Below are 23,571 nucleotides of genomic sequence, written 5' to 3'. Positions count from 1 at the left end.
TTAAGCCGGAATACGGGTGATCCCAATGGCTGACCTTCCCTCCAAAGCCCGCGTCGTCATTATCGGCGGCGGAATTTCCGGCTGTTCCGTGGCCTATCACCTGGCCGAACTGGGCTGGACCGATATCGTTCTGCTGGAACGCAAGCAGCTGACCTCAGGCACCACATGGCATGCCGCCGGTCTGGTCGGGCAATTGCGTGCCAGCCAGAACATGACCCGGCTGGCGAAGTATTCTGCCGATCTCTACACCCGGCTGGAAGCCGAAACCGGGCTTGCTACTGGGTTCCGCCAATGCGGGTCGATCACCGTGGCTTTGACCGAGGAACGCAAAGAGGAAATCCTGCGCCAGGCCGCCATGGCCCGCGCCTTCGACGTCGAGGTAAACGAACTTTCTCCCGACGAGGTGAAGGCGCTTTACCCCCATATGAATATCGACGGCGTGGTCGCGGGCGTGCACCTGCCCAAGGACGGGCAGGCCGACCCGGCCAATATCGCGCTGGCGCTGGCCAAAGGGGCGCGTGCGCGCGGCGCCAGGATCGTCGAACAGGTCAAGGTCACCGGCGTGACCGAAGCGAATGGCCGGGTGACCGGCGTCAACTGGCAAAGCAACGGGGAAGAGGGCCATATCGCCGCCGACATGGTGGTCAATTGCGGCGGCATGTGGGGCCGCGACCTTGCCGCGCAGAACGGCGTGACCCTGCCGCTTCATGCCTGCGAACATTTCTACATCGTGACCGAAAACATCCCCGACCTGACCCAGATGCCGGTGCTGCGGGTGCCCGACGAATGCGCCTATTACAAGGAAGATGCAGGAAAAATGCTGCTGGGCGCGTTCGAGCCCCGGGCCAAGCCCTGGGGCATGAACGGCATCAGCGAAGATTTCTGCTTCGACCAGCTGCCCGAGGATTTCGACCATTTCGAACCGATCTTGGAAATGGGCGTCAACCGGATGCCGATGCTGGCCGAGGCGGGCATCCACACCTTCTTCAACGGCCCCGAAAGCTTCACCCCCGACGACCGCTATTACCTGGGCGAAGCGCCCGAGCTGAAAGGCTATTGGGTCGCCGCCGGGTATAATTCCATCGGCATCGTGTCCTCGGGTGGGGCGGGCATGGCCGTGGCCCAGTGGATGAACGACGGCGAACCGCCGTTCGACGTCTGGGAAGTCGACATTCGCCGCGCCCAGCCGTTCCAGAAGAACCGCCGCTACCTGCGCGAACGGGTCAGCGAAACGCTGGGCCTGCTCTATGCCGACCACTTCCCCTACCGGCAGCCCGAAACCGCGCGCGGTGTGCGCCGCTCGCCGCTGCATGAACACCTGAAGGCCAGGGGCGCGGTGTTCGGGGAAACCGCAGGGTGGGAGCGCGCCAACTGGTTCGCGAACGAGGGCCAGGAACGCGACTACCGCTACAGCTGGAAGCGGCAGAACTGGTTCGACAACCAGCGCGCCGAGCACATGGCGATGCGGGAAGGGGTCGGGCTTCTCGACATGACGTCGTTCGGCAAGATCCGGGTGGACGGGCGCGACGCGCTGGCCTTCATGCAAAACGTCTGCGCCAACCAGATGGATGTCGATCCGGGCCGCATCGTCTATACCCAGATGCTGAACGCGCGCGGCGGCATCGAATGCGACCTGACCGTAACCCGGCTGGGCGATGAGTCCTTCTTCCTCGTGGTGCCCGGCGCCACCTTGCAGCGCGATCTGGCCTGGCTGCGCCGCCATGTCGGCGAGGCATCGGTGACCATCCTCGACGTGACCGCGTCGGAAGTGGTGCTGCCGCTGATGGGCCCGAAGGCGCGCGAGGTTCTGGCGCAGGTGTCGCCCAACGATTTCTCCAACGACGCCCATCCCTTCGGCATGGCGCGCGAGATCGAGATCGGCATGGGATTGGCCCGCGCCCACCGCGTGACCTATGTCGGCGAACTGGGCTGGGAGATTTATGTCAGTTCCGATCAGGCCGCCCATGTCTGGGAAAACCTGATGGAGGCGGGCGAACCGCTGGGGCTGAAGCTTTGCGGGCTGCACGCGATGGACAGTTGCCGGATCGAAAAGGCGTTCCGCCATTTCGGCCACGACATCACCGACGAAGACCACGTGCTGGAGGCCGGGCTTGGCTTCGCGGTGAAGACTGGCAAGGGCGAATTCATCGGCCGCGACGCGGTGCTGCGCAAGCGCGAGGAAGGGCTGAGCCGCAGGTTGCTGCAGTTCCGCCTGAAAGACTCCGAACCGCTGCTGTTCCACAACGAACCGATCCTGCGCGACGGCAAGATGGTCAGCTTCGTCACCTCGGGCAATTACGGCCACGCGCTTGGTGGCGCGATCGGCATGGGCTACGTGCCCTGCCGCGAACCGGGCGAAAAGGCGGAATCGCTGCTCGGCTCCACCTACCAGATCGACATCGCGGGCCGGATCGTCGAGGCCGAGGCAAGCCTCGCCCCGCTCTACGATCCCAAGTCCGAACGTCCCAAGGCGTGACCATAGCGGCGGGGGCTTTGCAGCCCCCGCCCTGCCCTTACAACCTGTCTAGAGCGTCTGAAAACGCACCGAGAAGCAGATCGGCATTCGTCTCGGAAAATACTATCGGCGGGCGCAACTTGATCACCGTGCCGAGCGCGCCTTCCGACCCGATCAGCACGCCGTTGCGCGCCATGTCGTTGATGATGGCCTTGACGGCACCCGGCACAGGTTCCTTGGTCGCGCGATCCTTCACGAGTTCCACGGCAAGCAAAAGCCCCCTGCCCCGCACATCGCCGATGATGTCATGCTTCGCCTGCAAATCCTGCAGGCCGCGCTTGATATAGGCGCCGACCCGTTCGGCATTGGCCTGCAGGTTGTCGCGTTCCAGCACATCGAGAACGGCAAGCCCCGCCGCGCAGCTTACCGGGTTTCCGCCGGTGGAACTGAACAGGTAATTGTCCTTCTTGAAGGCCTGATAAATCTCCTCGGTGGTCACCACGGCGCTGAGCGGCATGCCGTTGCCCATCGGCTTGCCCATGGTGACGATGTCGGGCGTGACGCCGTACATGTCGAAGCGCCAGAAATGCGACCCGGTGCGCCCGAAGCCGATCTGCACCTCGTCGGCGATGAACAACCCGCCCGCCGCGCGGGTTCGACGGATTGTTTCGTGCAGGTAATTGCCGGGGAAATCGATCACCCCGCTCGATGTCAGGCCGGTATCCATCACCAGCGCCGACATGCCGTATCCCGCCTCGTCCAGCGACGCGAGAGCTTCGTCGAAATTGCCCAGATAGGCGTTGACGATTTCCTCTTCCGAGCCTTCGAACGGCGTCCGATAGAGGCAGGGCGGCAGCACGCCACGCGCCCAGGGCTTGGTCGGCGTCAGGTCCGGCTGTTCCAGCGGCGATAGCCCATCAACCGCGTCGGTCACGCCGTGATAGGCATCGCGGGTGACGATGGCGCCCTTGTTGCCGGTATAGGTGCGCGCCAGCCTGAGCGCGAAATCGTTCGCCTCGCTGCCCGAGGAGAACAGGAAACAGCGGTCGAGCCCGTCGGGCAAGAGCGCCGTCAGCCGTTCGGAATATTCCACCAGCGGCCGGTAGAGGTAACGTGAATTGGTATTGAGCCGCGCCACCTGACGGCTAACCGCGTTGGCCACATGCGGGTGGCAATGACCGATATGGGGAATGTTGTTGTAGACGTCGAGATACGCGCGCCCCTCGCTGTCATAAAGCCAGACACCGCGCCCGCCAGTCAGGTAAAGAGGATCTTCGTAGAACAACCCATGGGCATCGCCGTAGGAATGTTCGCGCCGTGCGATCAGTTCCTTCCTATCCTCGGCGAGCGTCGTGTCGATTTTGCCGTCTGCCGGGCTGCCATCCGGCAGGGTCATGGGCATCGCGCCATCGGGGAAACGGCAAACATCGCGCAAGGTTTTCGTCGCTTCATGGAGGTCGATCTGCATCAGGCCGTCCAACGCCTTGCGGGTCGGTTCCTCATAGGCCAGCAGGTAATTATCGCGATCCTTCGATTCCGCCGCACGCCAGGAATAGATGACGTATTCATTGGCCACGCGGGTACGGATGAGGTCGAAAAGGATGTCGATCTCTTCTTCCTCAAGCGGCAGTACCTCGTCGTAACCGCTGACGACATTGGCGATATTGGCAAGGTAATCCCCACCCGAAAGACAGGAATCCGCCGCCGTCGTCGCCACTTCGGTGGCCAGCGCGCCGAACACCATGTCACCGAAATCGAAAATCCCAGACACCCGCTCCGGCGCTTCGGGGCGCACGCAGGAATTCACCGGGGTCACGTCGTTATGGATGATCTGCGATCGCAGCCCCTGCAGCCGGGGCCGGACATCTTTTACGTAGCGGGCAAAGACCTCTTCGGCTTGCGCGCGCGCCGCGGCCTCCTTGATGAAACCAGTCTTGTCGCGCAGGCTCATCGCCGCATCCATTTCCCAGACCAGCGGCGCACCCGCCGCCGGGTGATAGAACCCGCGCAGGCCCAGGTCGAGGTTGGCCACCGCCGCGCCGAGCGACCGGTAAAGCGCAGGCGTGCGTTCGAAATCGTCGGTCAGCTTACCCTCGACAAAGGAAATCAGCCGGACCAAGTGCTGCGCGCCGTCAGCCGCGGTCAGCCGGCCATAGGCGGCCCCTTCTGTTGTCGGGATGATCCGGGGCAGTTCCACACCCCGGCAATGCTGTTCCAGATGCAGCAACGCCTTGGTCTGAAAATCGACCGACTGTTCCGCTTCGCCGCTGTTATAAACCTTCAGGATCGCCTTCTCGCCGCCCTCCAGCGTCACAAGGAAATTCTGATCGCGGTCGCTGTAGAGATCCTGCGCGTCACCGGTTTTGCCAAAAAGGTTCGAAAGGCAGGCAATGGCGTCGCCCTGCGATATACGAGGCGGGTTGCTGTCCAGATATTTCATCAGAGTCTCTTATGAAGTTGAGGGATCACAGATTGGTTCTGCCCCGAAAGATTACCCCGCAATTTAGCAGGGCACCAGATTTTTGATCAAATTATTGAGCCAGATTTCTGGATAGGTCTATGTTTTGAACATTCGTCCGCTGTCAGCCCGATGCGACGCATTTAACGTACCAATTGTGAGACATACCCTTCACGGATCACCGCCGGATCATAGGCCTTCCTGCCAAAAACCTCACGGACCATCGGCGCCCAATACTCTAGCGGTTTACTTTCATATGCCGGGTCGAAGCTGGATTGGTCCCATCGCTCGCAGAACTCGGCGCAACTGTTGAAACATGGATGATCCTTGAATTCATCGCGGGCATTTTCATCCCACCCGTAATGCCGCCCGTAATAGAGCATTTGGAAAATCCCATGATGCTCGATGCACCAGGCCACATCCCAGCGGACATAGGGCCTGACGACCTCAGCCGAAAACCGGTCATGGTTCTGCGGGGCCAGGCCATCCCCGATATCATGCAGCAAGGCGCCGACGATCCAATCGAGATCCGCCCCATCGGCCTCAGCGCGGGTCGCTGCTTGCAAGCCGTGTTCAAGCCGAGTGATCTTATAGCCCTCAAGCGTTGCCTCGCCGTGGCGTTCAAGTTCCGCAAGAATCCGATCAGCCGTCATTGTATGGAATTCTTTTTCGAATTCGGCAAGCAAAAGGTAATCGTCTTTGGTCCCGTCCTTCATCTGAGAGAAGCTGACTGTTTTTTCGCCGGTCATTACGTATTCCCTGTTGTGTTTAAAAAGAGCTGCTAAGTTTCCATACGCCTGGTCAATGCGTTGCCGTTTTGGAAAAGAGCTGTATCACCAAGATCCCGGTCAGGATGAGGGCTATTCCCAGATAGGCCGGAAGGTCGAGTTGCTGGTTGAAAAAGACCTTTCCCATTGCCGCGATCAAGGCGATGCTCACCCCGGACCAGATGGCATAAACGATGCCGACCGGCATGAACTTCAGGACGAGTGCCATGAAATAGAATGAGGCAGCATACCCAAGCACGACAAGGATCGTTGGCCCAATACGGGTAAACTGCTCGCTTGCCTGCAACGCCATGGTGCCAGCTGTTTCGGTAAGGATGGCCAAGAGCAGGTAGATGTAGTGCATGTCGCTTCCGATTTGAAATCACGCCTGTCAGGCGAAGGCCCCGTTATCGCTATGCGTGAGCATGAGATGGTGAAAAGAGAGTCCGTTATCCGCCCAGCTCCAGGTCATACTTCACAGTCTTGAAAGGCACCCCATCGGGATCTGCCTCGGCATCAAGTTCACGGGCATAGCGGTGACCTTCGTAGACCGCAGCCGCAATGGTGGCGGGGCCGTAGCAATCACCGATACGCCGCAGTGATTTGATGCCCGCCGCAGCGAGTTTCCCCTGATCCGCACTGAGCGCATCAAAAAGCGCGTCATTGGGCAGGCGCATGGTCACCGGCACCAGCGTACCTTGCCGCGCAAGCGTTTCTCCGGTCACGAGGTTTTCCAGCTGAACAACGCCATCACCAAGTGACAGCACGCTGTGACGCGGCAGGATTTCCACGCCCATTCCGACCAACCGTTTTTCGATATGTTCCTGTTCCAGCGAATGCTCGGTCCAGCTGCTGACACAAAGGCCCGGCGTTACCAGTGTTACCTGATACCCCTCGCCTGCCAGCAATTCGGCCATCATGCCGCCCATGTAGTAGTGGTCGTCATCATAGACCACGACCGGTCCTTTATCAGGGCGTTTTTCGTCCATCAGATCGTCCGGGCTGAAACTGTTCGACGTATCGGCCCCCGGAATTGGGTTTCGGATATGCCGCCCGACACCGTCCCGCCGCCAAGTGGCGCCGGTGGCCAGTGCCACATGATCGGCACCAAATTCCAGCACCTCATCAGCGTTGAGTTCACTGTTGAGGTAAAGATCGACATTCACCATCGGTGCGATCTGACCCAACCGGTAATCCCTGACCCGCGCCCAGACATTCAGGTTCGGCAAGGTGCTTTCCCGGGTGACGCGGCCACCGGCCTGCGCCGCGGCGTCGGCCAGGGTGACGCGGTAGCCACGCTTGCCCAGTTGATGTGCAGCCTCAAGCCCGGCGGGGCCGGCTCCGACCACCAAAACGTGCGAATCCGTGCTTTTCGGAGCGATCTTTTCAGGGTGCCAGCCCTTGCGCCATTCCTCGCCCATAGTGGGGTTTTGGGTGCAGCGGGTGGGGGCCGAGACATTGTTCCATGCCGCGCAGATATTGCAGCCAATACATTCGCGAATATCCTCGACGCGCCCTTCCTTGATCTTGTTGGGCAGGAACGGATCGGCAATTGAAGGGCGCGCCGCACAGATCATGTCGACCAATCCTCGACGGATCGCTGACACCATCGCATCGGGCGACGTATAGCGCCCGACGGTGGAAACCGGTTTGCTTGTGACCTGCTTGACGAAGGCGATGTATTCTTCCTGATAGCCTTCGGGCGCGAAGCGCGAGGTTTTTGAATCGTTTTCCCAATTGGAGACGTTGACGTCCCACATATGCGGAATTTCGGCCAGCATCTCGATCGCGTCGCGGCCTTCATTTTGCCATTCCAGACCGTCGGGGCCCATCATTTCGTCCACCGCGAAGCGTGCGATCACGCCCATCGTATCGCCGACGGCGTCAAGCGTGTCCTCCAACAGTTCCCGATAGAGCCGCAGGCGGTTTTCAAGGCTGCCGCCATATTCGTCACCGCGCTGATTGTGACGACGCGACAGGAAATGAGAAGGCATCGTGCCGTCGTGCCCGGCGTAAACCACGACAATATCAAAGCCTGCATCTCGGGCGCGCAAGGCGGCCTTACGGTGCCAACGGCGATAGTCGCGGATGTCACTCAGGTCCATGGCGCGAGCCTGTACCGGGTGATCGCGCCAGGTGACTGGGCGGTGCATCGGGCCGATCGGCACCTCGCGGCTGTAGATATTTCCGGTGTCATGGCCGTTGTGAACCAGCTCTACTGCCGCCAGCCCACCATGTTTTTGCACCGCGTTCACCATGCCCGCCAGATAGGGCACATCCATCTCGCCCCAGAGCCGGGTTTCGGTAAAGGGCGTCACGTCGCCGGTCGGATGGAAATCGCATTGTTCGGTGGCAACGATACCCCAGCCACCCTCGGCTTTCATGCCGCGCATGGCGATCATGCTATCGGGATACATCCGCCCCATGCCATTACAATGCGGGGCCTGCATGAACCGGTTGGGTGCCGTGACCGGTCCTATCTGAACAGGTTCGAACAGGATATCGTAACGTGGATCACGGGCCATTTCTTCGTTCCTTAACTGTTTGCGTGGGAAAGGAGCAGGTCTGCGCCCTTGGCTTCAGATCCTGATCTTTTCCCTCGCTGGCGGGGTCGGTGGAATTTTAGCCGCATGTGCGGCCACTTCCGGGCTTTTGGGCATTGCAGCCAAATCCTGACTTGACTCGACTCAGATATCAACCCAGCTTTTGAATGAACATTCAATTGATAAATGGTCAGGATACCATTTGTTTATATGAGTGTAGCGGCTGCAATTAAAAAAGCAGGCGAGCAAATTCGCCATCCCGCCAGGGAACAACAGCCGCATCTGGAGGCTTGGCGAAAGCCAAAGCACAAACCAATAGGGAGACTCAGAATGGACATTGTTGATCAGTTAGGATCACTAAAGGAAGGCAAGCTAAGCCGCCGCAAATTCACCAAATCACTCATGGCGGCGGGGATCGGTGTTGCAACCACCCCCCTTGCGTCGCGCATGGCTGCTGCATCGGCAGAAGAGCAGGGAACTTTCTTTACTTGGGGTGGATATGACATTCCCGAGCTGTTCGTGCCTTACAAGGAAAAGTACGGCGAATTGCCGAATTTCGCCACGTTCGGCGGCTCGGAAGAAGCGCTGACGAAAATGCGCAGCGGTTATGTCGTTGATGTTTCACACCCCTGCAACGCAGGCATTCCGCGCTGGATTGCTTCGGGCCTGTTCCAGCCCATCGATACGTCGCGCCTGTCGAACTGGGCAGACGTGATGCCCGAGCTGTACGACCTCGAAGGCAACATCGTGGATGGCAAGCCCTACCTGGCGCCGTTCGACTGGGGCCAGACCTCGATTACCTACCGCACCGATCTGTTCGAGCTGGAAGGCGAAGAGACTTGGGATATGCTCTGGGATGAGCGCTACAAGGGCCGGCTCGGCAGCCTGGCGTCGGGCGGCGACGTCTGGTGGTGCGGTGCCATCAAGGCCGGCGTCGACTTCAAGGACATCGCCACTCAGGAAGCCTTTGACAAGATCGCCGCGGCCATGCGCGCGCAGCGCCCGCTGATCCGTCTTTACACGGACGACACCACCACGCTGGAACAAGCGCTCGCATCCGGCGAGATGGTGGCGGCGATGACTTGGAACAGCTCGGCAACGACGTTGAAGGCCGAAGGCGTTCCGGTGAAGTTTGCAGATCCCAAAGAGGGTGCCCTGACCTGGGTCTGCGGTCTGATGATCCACAAGGACGCGCCAAATCTGGACAAGGCCTATGACATCATCGATTCTCTTCTGAGCGTTGAAAGCGGCAAGTTCATGATCAATGACTACGGTTATGGTCATTCGAACAAAAAGGCGTTTGACGCCTTTGATGAAGAGACGTTGCTGAGCCTCGGTCTGAGCAAAAATCCGACCGATATCCTGTCTACCGGTCACTTCCAGATCCCGCAAACACAGGAATGGGAAACCAAGATGAACGCCCTGTTTGAGGAAATCAAAGCGGGCTTCTGATCCTTCTGCCCCGGGCTGGCAGAGCCCTTTTGGAATTTTCCAGCCCGGGCTTAATTCGCCCAGCGCCACCACTTCGGTGGCTCTGGTGCATATACCTTACCGAACCTACTGGAGCACGGCCGATATGAGTGGAGAAAGCGCAACCTCTACCAATCCAGGTTTATCCAACTCTGGCTCAACAAAGCCGCTGGAAACCGGACGTCTGAGCAGGTTGCTGCAAAGGTCCGAAGCCGCAAGGGGCTTCTCGCTTCTTTCGCCCACGCTGCTGATCATGTTCATCGGTGTCGCCGTCCCATTCGGCATCCTGATCGTCATGAGTTTCTGGACTCAGCTCGGCTTTAATTTCGACACCAGCCTAACGCTTGCGAACTACGAGAGCTTCGGCGAGCGCGCGATATATGGAGCGTTGCTGAAACGCTCATTGTGGATGTCCAGTGCGGCGACGATAGCGACCGTGTTGCTATGTTATCCGATGGCCTATTTTGTCGCGTTCCACATCCATCGCAACAAGATGATCTGGATCGTCCTGATCACCCTGCCATTCTGGACCAGCTATCTGTTGCGGGTCTTCGCCTGGAAGGTGGTTCTGGGCTACGAGGGCGTGATCAATTCGGCGCTGATGCACCTTGGCCTGATCAAAGCGCCACTGGAGTTTTTGCTCTACAGCCAATCGGCCGTCGTAATCACCCTGGCGCATGCCTGGGCTGCTTTCGCCATTCTGCCGATGTATGTGTCGCTTGAGAAAATCGACAAATCTCTGCTTGAAGCCGCGACGGACCTCGGCGATGGCCCTGTTCGGCGCTTTTTCAGGATCACGCTGCCGCTATCCCTGCCGGGTGTCATTTCCGCGAGCCTGCTGATCTTCATCCCTACGACCGGTGACTACATCACACCTGCGCTTCTGGGCGGCCCTGACGGGGCGATGATCGGTAACCTGATCCAGAAACAGTTCGGAGCGATCAACAACTGGCCCATGGGCGCGACGCTTTCGATCATCCTTATGCTGTCGATTGCCACTATCGCCCTTGTTTTCATGTTTGCCACCAACTTCGTCAGGAAGCGGATATCATGAGCTCACAATCCTATATCCATCGCCCCAACCGACCTTTGCAGGTCTATGCGGCCATCTTTCTGATCGTGCTTTATGTGCCGGTACTGTTCCTGCCGCTCTTCAGCTTCAACGATTCAATCTACGTGAAGTTCCCTCTCAAGGGCTTCACCACGCAATGGTATGTCGAATTGTTCCACCGCGAACCGGTCTGGGCGGCCTTGATGAACAGCGTAAAGGTCGGTGTCACCACCTCGCTCATCGCGACCGGGTTAGGCGTGTTCGCCGCCAAGGCGATCACCCGCTATCGCATCCCCGGGCGCGGACCACTGGTCGGCTTCATCATGCTGCCGCTGGTCGTCCCTGGTATCATTTTCGGTGTCGCACTTCTGGTATTGCTCAGCCAGATGGGCATCCCGCTGTCGCTCTACACCGTGACAATCGGCCATGTCATCGTCTGTCTGCCCTTTGCCATTGCGACGATGATCCCAAGGTTCGAAGGCTTTGATCCATCGGTTGAAGAAGCCTCGGCCGATCTGGGGGAAAACGCCTGGTGGACCTTCTGGCGCGTGACCTTCCCCATCGTCTTCCCGGGTATTCTGGCCAGCCTTCTGCTGACGTTCACCGTGTCTTTCGATGAATTCATCATGGCCTTTTTCCTGAGCGGCAGCGATCCGACTCTGCCCATGTACATCTGGGGCCAGTTGCGGTTTCCCAAGGAATTTCCGTCCATACTGGCCATGGCATCCATCATCCTGCTGGCATCCTTCATCCTCGTCTTCATCGGGCAATGGATCAACCGGGATGCACAGTCCAAAACTCTCGCAAATGAAGAAGAATAATGACGCAAAACGACGCCTATATCTCGATCCGGAACGTCAACAAATTCTTTGGTACGTTCCAGGCCATCAATGACGTGTCGATTGACATTCACCAGGGGGAGTTTTTCTCGCTCCTGGGATCCTCGGGTTGCGGAAAGACCACTCTGCTCAGGATGCTGGCGGGATTTGAAATGCCCACCTCGGGGGAAATCTTCATCGACGGGCAGCCCATGTCGATGGTGCCGCCACATCAACGTCCGGTAAACATGGTCTTCCAGAACTATGCGATCTTCCCGCACCTGAATGTGCGCGACAACATCGCCTACGGGCTGCGCAAACAGAAACTGCCGCGGGTCAAACGTGACGCCATGGTCGACGAGATGCTGGAGCTGATCAAGCTGCCGGAATATGGCGACCGCAAAGCCACTCAGCTTTCAGGCGGTCAGCGCCAAAGGATCGCCTTGGCTCGGGCCTTGATCCTCAGGCCCAAGGTTCTTCTGCTCGACGAACCTCTGGGAGCACTGGACAAGCAGCTGCGCGAACAGATGCAACTGGAACTGCGGGCCCTTCAGAAAACGGTCGGCATCACCTTCGTGTTTGTCACCCATGACCAGGAGGAGGCCCTGACCCTGTCGGATCGGATTGCTGTCATGGCCAGAGGCAGGGATCTGCAGGTCGACACGCCGACCCGACTCTATGAAAGCCCGGTGAATCGCGACGTGGCCAACTTCATCGGCACGATGAACTTCTTTGATGGCAAGGTTACAGGCATCGCTGATGGCACTGCCGGCGTTGACGTCAACGGTCTCGGACATGTCTCGACAACGAACTTTGGCCCGAAATTGCGTCCGGGCGATGACGTCTGCATCGCGATACGCCCTGAAAAACTGAACCTGACCGAAAGCGAACCCCAAGTCGCGGGCAACAAAACGCAAGGTCAGATGGATAAGGCCGCCTATTTGGGCGAACGCAGCCACTATTACGTTCGCCTGAATGACGTTTCGCAGCCGGTCGCCATTTCGGCCCAGAACCGGCAGCGCGCCGAAGGAACACCGGAAGAAAAACGCCCTGTCTGGATAAGTTGGGAAGACAATGCGTTTGTTATTCTGGAGAATAGGTAAATCGGTCGATAGGGACCTCTCAACCTAAACCCAGGAACACAAATGAGCGACGCTTCCAAAGCCAAGAATAATTCTGGCAAGAAACCCAGGACCGCCTCGAAAGAGGTGCGGCGCCAGCAATTGATCGATGCAACCATCGAAAGCATCGCCAAGCATGGCCTGACAGGAACAACGATGACAACGGTCACCCGCGAGGCAGGCCTGTCCTTAGGGTTGGCGAATTTCCATTTCTCCACCAAGCAGAACCTGTTTGAGGAAACCCTTCGCTATCTGGCTGACGAACACCACCAGTTCTGGAAAAAAAGCTACGAAAAGGCGAACCTCGCCCCCGAGGCAAAACTTAAGGCGATTGTTGACGCTCACTTTCATCCCACCATCTGCAAACGCAAGAAAATCACCGTGTGGTATGGCTTCTTCGGAGAAGCGAAATCACGTGCTTCCTACCGCAAGCTGGTTGCCGAGATCGACGCCGAACGGCTCACTCTGTCGATCCGTCTATGTCGCGACATCATCCAAGAAGGCGGCTATGAAAACATTGATCCTGAAAACGTCGCGATGACGCTTGAAGGCCTCTATGACGGCTTCTGGCTCAACATCTTGATCTACCCCAATGAATTCACCCGTTTCGATGCCTTGAGACGTATCCAGGAATACTTGGCAAGCCAGTTTCCCAAGCATTTCGAACGCCCACCACCAACAGACTGCGAAGGTTGACCTGTGCCAAGAGACTCCCGTTATGACATCCTGTTCGAACCAGTCCAAATCGGCCCTGTAACGGCCCCCAACCGGTTTTATCAGGTCCCACACTGCACCGGCATGGGCTGGCTTCGCCCGCGAATGCTGGCCGGCATGCGCGAGGTCAAAGCCGAGGGCGGCTGGGGCGTTGTCTGCACCGAATACAACTCGATCCACCCCAGTTCAGACGACCTGCCGCATCCTTCGGCTTCGCTCTGGGATGACAGCGATATCCGCGCGCACCGGTTGATGACGGACAAGGTGCATGCGCATGGCGCACTCGCCGGGGCCGAGCTTTGGTATGGCGGCATCCGGACTTCGAACACGATGACCCGCGAGGTCGCGATGGACCTCGACAGCTTTCCGAATTCGGTCGGCAATCCGTTCCAGACACGCGCGATGGACAAGACCGACATCAAGACCTTCCGCCACTGGCACAAGCGCGCGGCCTTGCGGGCACGCGATGCCGGATTTGACATCGTCTATGTCTATGCGACCCACGGATACCTGATCTCGAACTTCCTCAATCCGCGTATGAACACGCGCGGCGACGAATACGGCGGCTCGATGGAAAACCGTACCCGACTGGTGCGGGAATTGATCGAGGAAACCAAAGAAGCCGTGGGCGACCGCTGCGCTGTTGCCGTGCGCTTTTCTGCCGATGAAAAAATCGGACAGGACGGCGTACCGATCCACGGTGAGCGGCGTGACATGTTCGAGATGCTGGCAGAAATGCCGGACCTCTGGGATATCAACATCGCCGATTATTCGCTGGAAATGGGTGTATCGCGCTTCGTCAAGGAAGCGCCGCTTGAACCCTACATGGATTTCGTGAAATCAGCGACCAGCAAACCGGTTGTCACCGTTGGGCGCTTCACCTCGCCCGACACGATGCTCAGCCAGGTAAAGCGCGGCATCGTCGATTTTATCGGCGCGGCACGGCCATCCATTGCGGACCCGTTCCTGCCCAAGAAAATCAATGAGGGACGCATCGATTCCATCCGGGAATGCATCGGCTGCAACGTCTGCTATTCCGGCGATTCCATTGGCGTGCCGATCCGCTGCACACAGAACCCGACCATGGGCGAGGAATGGCGCAAGGGTTGGCACCCCGAAAAGATCGACCCAAAGGGATCGGACAGCTCTGTTCTGATCGTCGGGGCCGGTCCCGCCGGGCTGGAAGCCGCACGCGCCCTTGGGGAGCGCGGCTATCAGGTGACCCTGGCCGAGGCTTCCCGCGATCTGGGTGGCCGGGTTACCCGAGAATGCGCCCTGCCCGGAATGAGCGAATATGCCCGCGTGCGCAACTACCGTGAACAGGAACTGCAGGAGATGACCAATGTCGAGATCTATCGCGAAAGCGCGCTGACAGCTGAAGATGTCATGGCCTTCGAGGCCGACCACGTCGCCATCGCCACCGGCGCAACCTGGCGCAAGGAACGTTTCAATGGAGAGGCTTACGTTTCCATCGCCGTCCCCAGTTCCGCGCCCGAAATCCTGACGCCAGACGACATCGTGGCGGGTGTCACACCCACCGGCCCCGTGTTGGTCTATGACGAGGATGGTTATTATCTCGGTGGCGTCATTGCCGAACATCTGCATTTGAAAGGCCTTGATGTCGCCATTGCGACACCTGCGGACAATATTTCAGACTGGGCCGGAAAGACATCCGAGCGCTGGCGCGTACGCACCCACCTGATGAAGCTTGGCATCGAGACGATCGTGTCCCACAGCCTGCAAAGTTATGATGGCAACTCAGCCACCCTGGTCTGTGAATATTCAGGCCGCGAAAAACCGATTGCCGTTGGATCGGTGGTCATGGTCACTCAGCGAAGTCCCAACGATGCACTTTACCAAGAGCTTCTGGCGACGGTGGATGGGCAGGTTGAGGAGCTCCCCTTCACCCTGAAACGGATCGGCGATTGTGAAGCCCCTGCGATCATCGCAGCGGCCACTTATGCAGGCCATAAATACGCCCGTGAATTGGATGCCGCTATTGATCCTGATGAACCGCTGAAACACGATCGAGTGGATGTCGGGGAGACAACCGCAACAGGTGTCGCTTGAAGTGGAAAGGGGCACTCGCACTCCTTGCCGCTGCCGCGATCATAAGCGGCAGCGCAATGTTCCTCCTTGCCAAAAGACGCACGCCCCTTCCCACGCCTGAAGTCAGCGAAGTCGAAGCCTGCAACGCCTGCACGGCCCGTCACCAGAACCTGAAGCATTTGCGGGATGCGCTGCGGCAGAAAAACACGGGCGAGGATTGATGACCTCGAGCTGCGAAAACCTCTTCCCACCGCTGTCTGTGGGACCGGTCGAAGAAGCCATGTTCGAAGGGCATCGCATCGGAACAGAAATATGAACGGCCCCAGGCCGGAGAAAGGACCGAAAGCCATGTTGAAGGAAATTACCGAAGCCACCCAAAGCATTCAGGCCAAAGACCAGCACTTCATGCATCCGTGGGAGGACGTCACGGCTATTGGAACCCAGGCGCGGACGGTGATAGCGAAGGCCGACGGGATCTATATCGTCGACAGTGATGGCAACCGGCTGATCGATGGCCCCGGCGGTATGTGGTGCGTGAATGTCGGTCACGGCCGCGAAGAGATCGTCGAAGCGGTCGCTGCGCAGATGCGTGACCTGACTTATTTTTCACCCTGGTCGGCCACGGCCCCGCCCGCGGCGGTTCTTGCCGAAAGGTTGGCAAACCTTGCCCCCGGAGACCTGAACAACGTGTTCTTCACCACCGGCGGATCGACAGCCGTCGACTCGGCGCTTCGCTTTGCGTTCTTCTACAATAACTGCCTTGGCCGGCCCGAGAAAAAGCACATCATCTCCCGTGTCGGCGCCTATCACGGCAGCACCCACCTGACCGCATCGTGCTCGGGCAAGATGCTGGAAAAGGCCAACATGGACATGGTCGAGGACACGGTCCACCTGATCCCCAATCCCAATCCCGCCCTGCGCCCGTCCGGCATGTCGCTGGAAGAATTCTGCGACCGGAAAGTCGCCGATCTGGAAAACAAGATTCTGGAACTGGGTCCGGACAAGGTCGCGGCTTTCATTGCCGAACCGATCCTGGCCTCGGGCGGGGTCATCATCCCACCTGAAGGTTACTACCGGCGTTGCCACGATTTGTGCCGCAAACATGATGTGCTCTTCATTGCCGATGAGGTCGTGACGGCATTCGGTCGTCTTGGCCATTACTTTGCGAGCAAGGATGTTTTCGGTGTCGAGCCCGATATGCTGACCACAGCCAAGGGGCTGACCTCGGGCTATGTGCCGATGGGGGCCTTGTTCATTTCCGATCGCCTGATGGCGGACATCAAGGCGGCCGGGAATGAGCCCAAAGGCTTTTTCAGCGGCTTCACCTATTCGGGCCATCCGGTTGCAGCGGCAGCGGCCCTCGCGAACCTCGACATATTCGAACATGACGCGCTGCTTGACCACGTAGCCAAGGTGGCGCCCCATTTCGAAAAACGCCTGCGAGAGCTTGCCGATCTGCCCATGGTCCGGGACATTCGGGTCAACGGGCTGATGGCTGGGGTGGAATGTTGTCTGGATCCTGAAAAGCCGGACGATGAGCGCGACATGAACTTCCTGCTGGAGGTCGATGAGATTTGCCAGAGAAATGGCCTGTTGCTGCGCCCGGTCTATTCTTCGGCCGTCCTTTCCCCGCCACTGACGATAACCGCGGCACAGATTGATGCGCTGGTTGATATTCTGAAACAGGGGCTGGAGACGGCCTGGGAAAACAGGGCAACCGATCCGAAGTAGAGATCACGCCAACGTCTCGCGTTTCGACATGAATACGCCTTGCCAGACGACCCGGCTTTACAGTCCCCCCTCAGATTAAAGGAAAAGATTGATGACTGCTCAAACATTCAGACTTAACCCGGACCCTGAGGGTATGACGCCATCCGAATTCACAGGGCAAGGCAGTTTCACGACCAGCGACAAGACCGAGATGAACCTGTTCGCCTACGCTGCCGAAGACGAATCCCTGTTGTCGGGCGTATGGGAATGCGCCCCCGCCCGCGAGGAATACCCGGATGGCTACCCGGTTCACGAGATGATGCACGTTATATCGGGGTCGGTGACACTCACCCATCCGGACGGGAATTCCGAGACCTTCACGGCCGGAGATACGTTCTTCATTCCCAAGGGCAGCCCCTGCACTTGGGAAAACACCGAAACGATGCGGAAGTTCTACATGATTGCGGCCTGACCGACGAAACTTGGATAGGTCTAACTTTTTCGGAGCATGGGGGAACCAGACCAAACCTCGTTTTCTTTTGCCAACCAAGCGTCTCCGTCACCGCAAGACAGCCCCCATCAACGAATGATCTATGGCGTCGCACCAAACGGCTCACTGACGAATTCCCCGCCTCGCATCAACGGCCAGGAAGCGCCTGGATCAGTGATATTGAACTGAAGCTTATGCGCGACCGCACTGAACCAGATCAGCCGCTAGACGCTCACCAGACACAAAGGGATCAAGCATGACTGAAAAATCCATCCAGGAATATGATGACGATATGAACACCCTGCTGGAAGCCGTTTGGGGCCCAGGGTTCGCGTCGCCGGGCGGCACCGATGAAGTCGATCTCTATTTGCAAGGGATAGACCTTGCAGGGGCTTCGGTGCTTGACATCGGTTGCGGCCTTGGCGGGTTGGATGTCCACTTGGTGAAACAGCACAAGGTCGGCAAAGTCACCGGAATCGACATCGACCCGGGCCTGATCCGACGATGCAACCGCTTGGCAGAAAAAAATGGCGTCAGTGAGCAAACCGAGTTCGTTTGCGTAGAACCCGGGCCACTGCCGTTTGCCGATGCAAGTTTTGACGCCGTCACGAGCAAGGATTCAATCATCCACATCGCCGACAAACACGGGTTGGCCGCCGACATTTACCGGGTGCTAAAGCCCGGAGGCTGGTTTGCCGCCAGTGATTGGCTCGCGGGGTATGATGGTAAACCATCGCCCGAAATGCAGGCCTACCTCATTGCCGAGGGGTTCGATTTCGGGATTGCTTCCGCCAATACCTACCGTCTGGCGATGGAAGCGGCCGGTTTCGAAGACATCGAATTTGTCGATCGCAACGAATGGTACCGGGACGAGGCGCGGCGCGAACGGGATCAGTTGCGCGGCGCGCTCTACGATGGCCTTGAAAGCCGCGTCGGCGCCGAGTTTCTGGAACACGAGATCGACGTCTGGGACAAAATGATTGTCGTCCTTGACCAAGGGCTCATGCGGCCAACTCACCTGAGGTGCAGAAAACCCGGATAAATCCGAAGACCGGTCCCGTTCGAACCTTTGACCCTCGCATTCTCATTCACGCGCGTTTCACTGAGGCCGTTCAGCCCTTCCGCAACGATCGGCACGTTGAGGCCAAAGCCGAGAGCACCGAGGACGAAAAGTCCGCCAATTCCGCAGTCAAAATCACAGGACCGTCAATAGCCGGGTTGCCAATCGTCCCCCCATAATTCGCGCCACAGGAATGGTCTGGTCGAGTTTGATTTCACAGTCCCTCCATGCCAGAGGTCCCACTTCGGATTGCAGTATTTTGCAAAATGCGCGTCCAGCTGCGCTGAGAGGTCTTCCAATGCATCTTGGTACGCCGGGTCTTCGGCCACATTCCGGCGTTCGTCCGGGTCACGCTCAAGATCGAAAAGCTCGGTCCGGAAATCATAGCCGGTTTCGCCAACCCTCCGCATCAGCAACCATTTCTTGGTGCGGATCGAGCGCGTTTCTTCCTGTTCCATGAAAACCGCGCGATCCCAAGGGTCCCCACCGGACTCAACGAGCGAGCGCAGGCTTCTGGACGGGCTGGTATCCGATGATGGCAGCGGCAGCCCCGCATAATCCCGCACGGTGGCGTGAATATCGGTCGTCCCGACAAGGCTCTGGGCGACTTTGCCTTCATGGTCGCCAGTGGGCGGTTTGATAATCAGAGGGATGTGATGCGCCTCGCGATGGGTGTTCGAAGGCCAGGTATCCTCACCATGCCCCCAAAATCCGTGCTGCCCGAGGGACATGCCGTGATCGGAGGTATAGATCACCAGCGTATCGTCGAAAATCCCTTGGCGTTCCAGCGCGGCAAGCACCTGCCCCACACCTTCGTCGACCATGCTCATCTGCGAATAATAGTTGCGCAATGTCGGCAGGTCGTTGGGCATCTGCAGGATGTCCTTGTAAAATTCTTCCCCCTTGAAACCCTTGTCTTCGTTGATCAACAGCCATTTGATCAGTTCCCGGCTGATCCCTTCGCGGGGCACGGAATTGAACGGCGTATCCTTGTAGAGGTAGGCAAACTTGTTCATGGCCTCGCCCTTGATCGAGGGCCAATGACCGTAGGGCGCGGGGTAGGTCAGAAACATGAAGAAGGGGTTTTCAGCATCCTTGCCGCGCTTGTCGATATAGTCGACGGCGTGGTCGGTGAAAAACTCCACCGAATGCCCCGGGTGGATCATCTGTTCGCCATTTACCACCATCTTGTTGTCGTAGAACGAAAGCACATGCCCGATCTGCATCGTGATCCATTCGTCGAATCCGTTTTGCGGCTGATCGGCGATACCCAGGTGGTATTTGCCAATCAGGGCCGTTTCATACCCCGCCTGCCCCAGCAGTTCGGGCAGGGTATCGAACTCATCAATGGCGTTCCATTGGTCGGGCCATTCGGAAATCAGGCCGTCATCGAGCCAAGTATGTATCCCATGCTGCGAAGGGATTAGGCCCGTTAGAACCGATGCCCTGCAAGGCGAACACATTGCATTGGGGCAGAAGGCTTCGCTGAACCGGGTCGCGCGCTCAGCCAACCCATCCAGATTTGGCGTGTGGACTTCGGAATTGCCCGAGCAACCCATCATTTTTGCGGGTTGGTTGTCGACGAAAACCAAGAGAATATTGGGTCTGTCAGCTGTCATTGAAAAACCTCGGAATGTGGTTCCAACAGTGTCAGATTTTGCCTTAGATCGAAAGAAAAAAGAATTCGTTTCTCATTGATATTACGCACAAATTATACCCATAGGGCTTCGTTGCGGAGGCGAAAACCGATGCCTTGTAATCCCCTAAATCACCTTGGGCCGGAGGGCCGTGAGCCTGTGCGAAAATCTTCGATGGACCTGCCAGTCAAGCTGAGCGGGTTATCTTTTGAGTTCGGCAGGTCACCCCAACTCACGCCCTGAGACGGCCGTTATCCGGGTCCCATGCGGGTTCATCGGGCAGGACCACGGCAGCGCTCGTTTGCCCATAGCCGGTGACCTGCAGTTCGGTGCCCGGTTCCGCCAGGTCGTCGCGCAGCATACCGAGGCCGATACAGGCCTGCACCCTGTGCCCCCAGCCGGCGGATGTCAGTTCCCCCACGACCTCGCCCTCATGGAGCAGCGATGCCATGTAGGGCGGATCGAACTCCTCCGCCTCGATTTTCAATGTAACGAAGCGTTTGCTCACCCCGCTGGCTGCCTGCGCCTCCAGCGCCGCCTTGCCTCGGAAATCGGGTTTGCCGAAGGCGACGAAGCGGTCCAGCCCCGCTTCAAGTACCGTATAGTCGGTCGAAAGGTCCTGCTTCCAGGCGCGGTACCCCTTCTCGATCCGCAGGGAATCGAGCGCGAACATCCCGAAGGGCCGCAGGCCCATCGGCGCACCCGTCTGCATCAACGCCTCGTGGATGGCGGGCATGTCGGCCAACCGCGCATGGATTTCCCAACCCAGTTCGCCGGCGTAGCTCACCCGCATCAACATCGCCTCGGCCCCGGCAACCCGGGCGTTCTGCACGCTCAGCCAGGGCCGGGTAAGATCGGCATCCGTGAGTGGGGCAAGAATGCCGCGGCTCTTGGGGCCGGTGACGATCAGGCACGACCAGTCATCGGTTTCGTCGCTCAGTTCCAGCCCCGATTCCAGCTGCGCCAGCAACCATTCCTTGTCATGCGACTGTGCCGTCGCGGCGGTGATCAGCCAGAATTCATCCTCGCCCATCCGGGCCAAGGACATTTCTGTCACGATCCGTCCCTTGTCGTCCGCGAAATAGCCAAGGCCGACGCGTCCGACTTTCGGCACCCGTCCGGTGATCTGCCGTTCAAGCCAGTCTGCCGCCTCCGCGCCGCGCAGTCGGAAGCGCGAAAATCCCGGCAAGTCGAGAACGCCCGCCGCGTCGCGCACAACCGCGCATTCTTCGGCCACCGCCTCTGCCCACGGTCCGTCGCGCCGCCAGGTCTGGGTGCCTTCTTCGCTGGTGTCGTCACCGGGACGCGCGAACCAGGCCGCCCTTTCCCAGCCGTTCCAAGCGCCGAAGACCGCACCGGCGTTCGCCATCCGGTCATGCAGGGGCCCGTGTTTCTTGTCGCGCCCGTCCGGCCAGAAGTGATGCGGGAAATGCATGGCATATTCGTGGCCATAGACCTCCATCCCCTTTGCGATGCAATATTCCTGGTCCTCGAAGCCGGTGAAACGGCGCGGGTCGCATGACCACATGTCCCATTCGGTCGCCCCTTCGGTGATCCATTCGGCCAGCACCTTGCCGGCACCGCCGCCCTGGCAGATACCGAAGGTGAAGACGCAGGCCTCGAACGCGTTCGGCACCCCCGGCATCGGCCCGATCAGCGGGTTGCCGTCGGGTGTGTAGGGGATCGGGCCGTTGATCACACGGGTCAGGTTGGCCTGTTCCAGAAGCGGCACTCGGGCCATCGCATCGCCGATATGCCATTCCAGCCGGTCCAGGTCGTCGGGGTAGAGCTGGAAGCTGAAATCCTCGGGGAAAGGATCGTCGGACGTCACCCAATGCGCTTTGCAGTTACCTTCGTACGGGCCGAGGTTGAGCCCGTATTTTTCCTGCCGCAGGTAATAAGAACTGTCCACATCGCGCAGCAGCGGTAGCTTGTGACCGGCATCCCGCGACCATGTTTCCAGTTCCGGGATCGTATCGAAAAGCAGGTATTGATGACTCATCACCATCATCGGCACCTCGCGGCCGAACAGCCGCCCGACCTGCTGCGCATAATACCCGGCGGCATTCACGACATATTCGCAGCGAATTTCACCCTTGGGTGTTTCGAGGACCCATTCACCGCCCTCGCGCCGCGCGCCGGTAACCGGGCAGAACCGTTCGACATGCGCCCCTTCCATCCGCGAGCCCTTGGCCAGCGCCTGGGTCAGCTGCGCCGGGTCGATATCGCCGTCATAGGGATCGTAAAGCCCGCCGCTGAGATCGTGGGTTTCCAGGAAGGGATAGACCGCGCGCAACTCTTCCGGCGTCATCACTTCCAGATCCATGCCCTGGTGACGCCCCATCGCCTTGACGCGCTGGAATTCCTGCAGCCGCTCGGAGCTGTGACCGATCCGCACGGACCCGGTGACATGGTAATTCATTGGATAGTCTACCGCGTCCCCCAGCTGCCGGTAGAGTTCCGCCGAATAGCGCTGCATGTTCATAATCGACCAGCTGGAGGAAAAGGTGGGCACGTTGCCCGCCGCATGCCAGGTCGACCCCGCGGTCAATTCATTCTTCTCCAGAAGTACGCAATCGCGCCAGCCAGCCATTGCCAGATGATAAAGAGCCGAAGCGCCAACCACGCCGCCACCAATGATCACCACACGTGCCGAGGACGGTAGTTCCGACATCAGACCATCTCCTTGCAATATTCCCAGCACCAGCGTGGCACTGACAAGGCCAGAAAAACAGTGAAAAAACGTCGGAAAAACATCGAAAAAGATCACCTGCAGGAACGTCGCACGACAACGCCAAACGACCACATATTGTGCTGGGCTACTGCCCTCCGCCCCCGAAACCATCGTCCCAATGGACGCGAGACCAGCCATGCACTAACACTTAAGCCGGACCACTCAGGTGGGGCGGATCAAATGGCTCGGCAATTACGAAGTTATTTGGCGCGCTTGATTGCCCAAATGATCGACGCAGAGAGGTATTCCCCCCATTTTTAGAGGGGCGTATCAGTAGAATCTAAGCCGCAGTCGCGAGGGCATCCCCGGCTGGCCGCGGAAGCTGACATTCACCCGGAGATCCGGTCCAGAACCTGACGGCTCGACATGGCGGAAAGCAGTCTTTCGCTGCGGCAGCCAAAATCGTGAATCGGACCGAGAAACCCGGACGTTCGCAGTAAGGTCTCGAACTGTTTTGTCGCACCTCCAACCCATCCTGGCATCGTGCCATTTCC

The 23,571-nt window shown here is 58.8% G+C and carries 17 protein-coding genes; 11 read left to right on the top strand and 6 right to left on the bottom strand.

Translation table 11 applies throughout. The annotated features are described in order from the left end of the window. Positions 1-25 precede the first annotated feature (25 nt). Positions 26-2,476 carry an FAD-dependent oxidoreductase gene (locus VOI23_RS13680; protein WP_323785464.1) on the top strand — a complete coding sequence of 817 codons (2,451 nt, stop codon included), beginning with the start codon at positions 26-28 and terminating at the stop codon, positions 2,474-2,476. 37 nt (positions 2,477-2,513) lie between these two features. On the opposite strand, the gene VOI23_RS13675 is transcribed toward VOI23_RS13680, so the two are convergent. The 4 genes from VOI23_RS13675 to VOI23_RS13660 all read right to left on the bottom strand — a co-directional run bounded on the left by VOI23_RS13675 (position 2,514) and on the right by VOI23_RS13660 (position 8,205). Beyond that, positions 2,514-4,895 (bottom strand): aminotransferase class III-fold pyridoxal phosphate-dependent enzyme, encoded by a 2,382-nt coding sequence (locus VOI23_RS13675; RefSeq protein WP_323785462.1) that lies wholly within the window; start codon positions 4,893-4,895, stop codon positions 2,514-2,516. Positions 4,896-5,056: 161 nt separating this feature from the next. Continuing rightward, on the bottom strand, positions 5,057-5,662 hold the full coding sequence (locus VOI23_RS13670) for an HD domain-containing protein (protein WP_323785460.1): 606 nt from the start codon (positions 5,660-5,662) through the stop codon (positions 5,057-5,059). 52 nt (positions 5,663-5,714) lie between these two features. Next, positions 5,715-6,044, bottom strand: a complete 330-nt coding sequence (locus tag VOI23_RS13665) for a multidrug efflux SMR transporter (RefSeq protein ID WP_323785457.1) — start codon at positions 6,042-6,044, stop codon at positions 5,715-5,717. Positions 6,045-6,129: 85 nt separating this feature from the next. Next, positions 6,130-8,205, bottom strand: coding sequence for an NAD(P)-binding protein (locus VOI23_RS13660; RefSeq protein ID WP_323785455.1), 2,076 nt, complete (start codon positions 8,203-8,205; stop codon positions 6,130-6,132). A gap of 348 nt (positions 8,206-8,553) precedes the next feature. On the opposite strand from VOI23_RS13660, the gene VOI23_RS13655 reads away from it, so the two are divergent. The 10 genes from VOI23_RS13655 to VOI23_RS13610 all read left to right on the top strand — a co-directional run bounded on the left by VOI23_RS13655 (position 8,554) and on the right by VOI23_RS13610 (position 18,688). Beyond that, complete coding sequence (locus VOI23_RS13655; RefSeq protein ID WP_323785453.1) at positions 8,554-9,675, top strand: ABC transporter substrate-binding protein; 1,122 nt, start codon at positions 8,554-8,556, stop codon at positions 9,673-9,675. 124 nt (positions 9,676-9,799) lie between these two features. Further along, positions 9,800-10,747, top strand: a complete 948-nt coding sequence (locus tag VOI23_RS13650; RefSeq protein ID WP_416376535.1) for an ABC transporter permease — start codon at positions 9,800-9,802, stop codon at positions 10,745-10,747. Next, entirely contained in the window at positions 10,744-11,565 is an 822-nt protein-coding gene (locus VOI23_RS13645; RefSeq protein WP_323785451.1) for an ABC transporter permease, read from the top strand. Before VOI23_RS13650 ends, VOI23_RS13645 begins: the two co-directional genes overlap by 4 nt. After that, positions 11,565-12,665, top strand: coding sequence for an ABC transporter ATP-binding protein (locus VOI23_RS13640; protein WP_323785449.1), 1,101 nt, complete (start codon positions 11,565-11,567; stop codon positions 12,663-12,665). The genes VOI23_RS13645 and VOI23_RS13640 overlap by 1 nt, the downstream gene beginning before the upstream one ends. 42 nt (positions 12,666-12,707) lie before the next feature. Then, positions 12,708-13,379, top strand: coding sequence for a transcriptional regulator BetI (gene betI, locus VOI23_RS13635; protein WP_323785447.1), 672 nt, complete (start codon positions 12,708-12,710; stop codon positions 13,377-13,379). Between the two features lie 3 nt (positions 13,380-13,382). Beyond that, a complete protein-coding gene (locus VOI23_RS13630; RefSeq protein ID WP_323785446.1) occupies positions 13,383-15,467 on the top strand; it encodes an FAD-dependent oxidoreductase in 2,085 nt (694 codons plus the stop codon). Between the two features lie 56 nt (positions 15,468-15,523). Beyond that, complete coding sequence (locus tag VOI23_RS13625; RefSeq protein WP_323785445.1) at positions 15,524-15,667, top strand: hypothetical protein; 144 nt, start codon at positions 15,524-15,526, stop codon at positions 15,665-15,667. Between the two features lie 127 nt (positions 15,668-15,794). Further along, positions 15,795-17,177 carry an aminotransferase gene (locus tag VOI23_RS13620; protein WP_323785444.1) on the top strand — a complete coding sequence of 461 codons (1,383 nt, stop codon included), beginning with the start codon at positions 15,795-15,797 and terminating at the stop codon, positions 17,175-17,177. 91 nt (positions 17,178-17,268) lie between these two features. After that, positions 17,269-17,628 carry a cupin domain-containing protein gene (locus VOI23_RS13615; RefSeq protein ID WP_323785442.1) on the top strand — a complete coding sequence of 120 codons (360 nt, stop codon included), beginning with the start codon at positions 17,269-17,271 and terminating at the stop codon, positions 17,626-17,628. Between the two features lie 274 nt (positions 17,629-17,902). Continuing rightward, the gene (locus VOI23_RS13610; RefSeq protein WP_323785441.1) at positions 17,903-18,688 is read left to right on the top strand and encodes a class I SAM-dependent methyltransferase; all 786 of its coding nucleotides are present in this window, start codon (positions 17,903-17,905) and stop codon (positions 18,686-18,688) included. A 164-nt stretch (positions 18,689-18,852) separates the two neighbouring features. Here VOI23_RS13610 and VOI23_RS13605 read toward each other — a convergent pair whose 3' ends face one another. Together VOI23_RS13605 and VOI23_RS13600 are read right to left on the bottom strand one after the other, a co-directional pair. Then, positions 18,853-20,325 (bottom strand): sulfatase, encoded by a 1,473-nt coding sequence (locus VOI23_RS13605; protein WP_323785440.1) that lies wholly within the window; start codon positions 20,323-20,325, stop codon positions 18,853-18,855. Between the two features lie 250 nt (positions 20,326-20,575). Beyond that, positions 20,576-23,017: an FAD-dependent oxidoreductase gene (locus tag VOI23_RS13600; RefSeq protein ID WP_323785439.1), complete on the bottom strand. Its 2,442-nt coding sequence runs from the start codon at positions 23,015-23,017 to the stop codon at positions 20,576-20,578. Positions 23,018-23,571 lie beyond the last annotated feature (554 nt).

The organism is Thalassovita sp. (assembly GCF_034670005.1).
Lineage (GTDB): Bacteria > Pseudomonadota > Alphaproteobacteria > Rhodobacterales > Rhodobacteraceae > Thalassobius.
The sequence above is the reverse complement of the archived record's forward strand: the minus strand, read 5'-3'. Positions and strand labels throughout refer to the sequence as shown.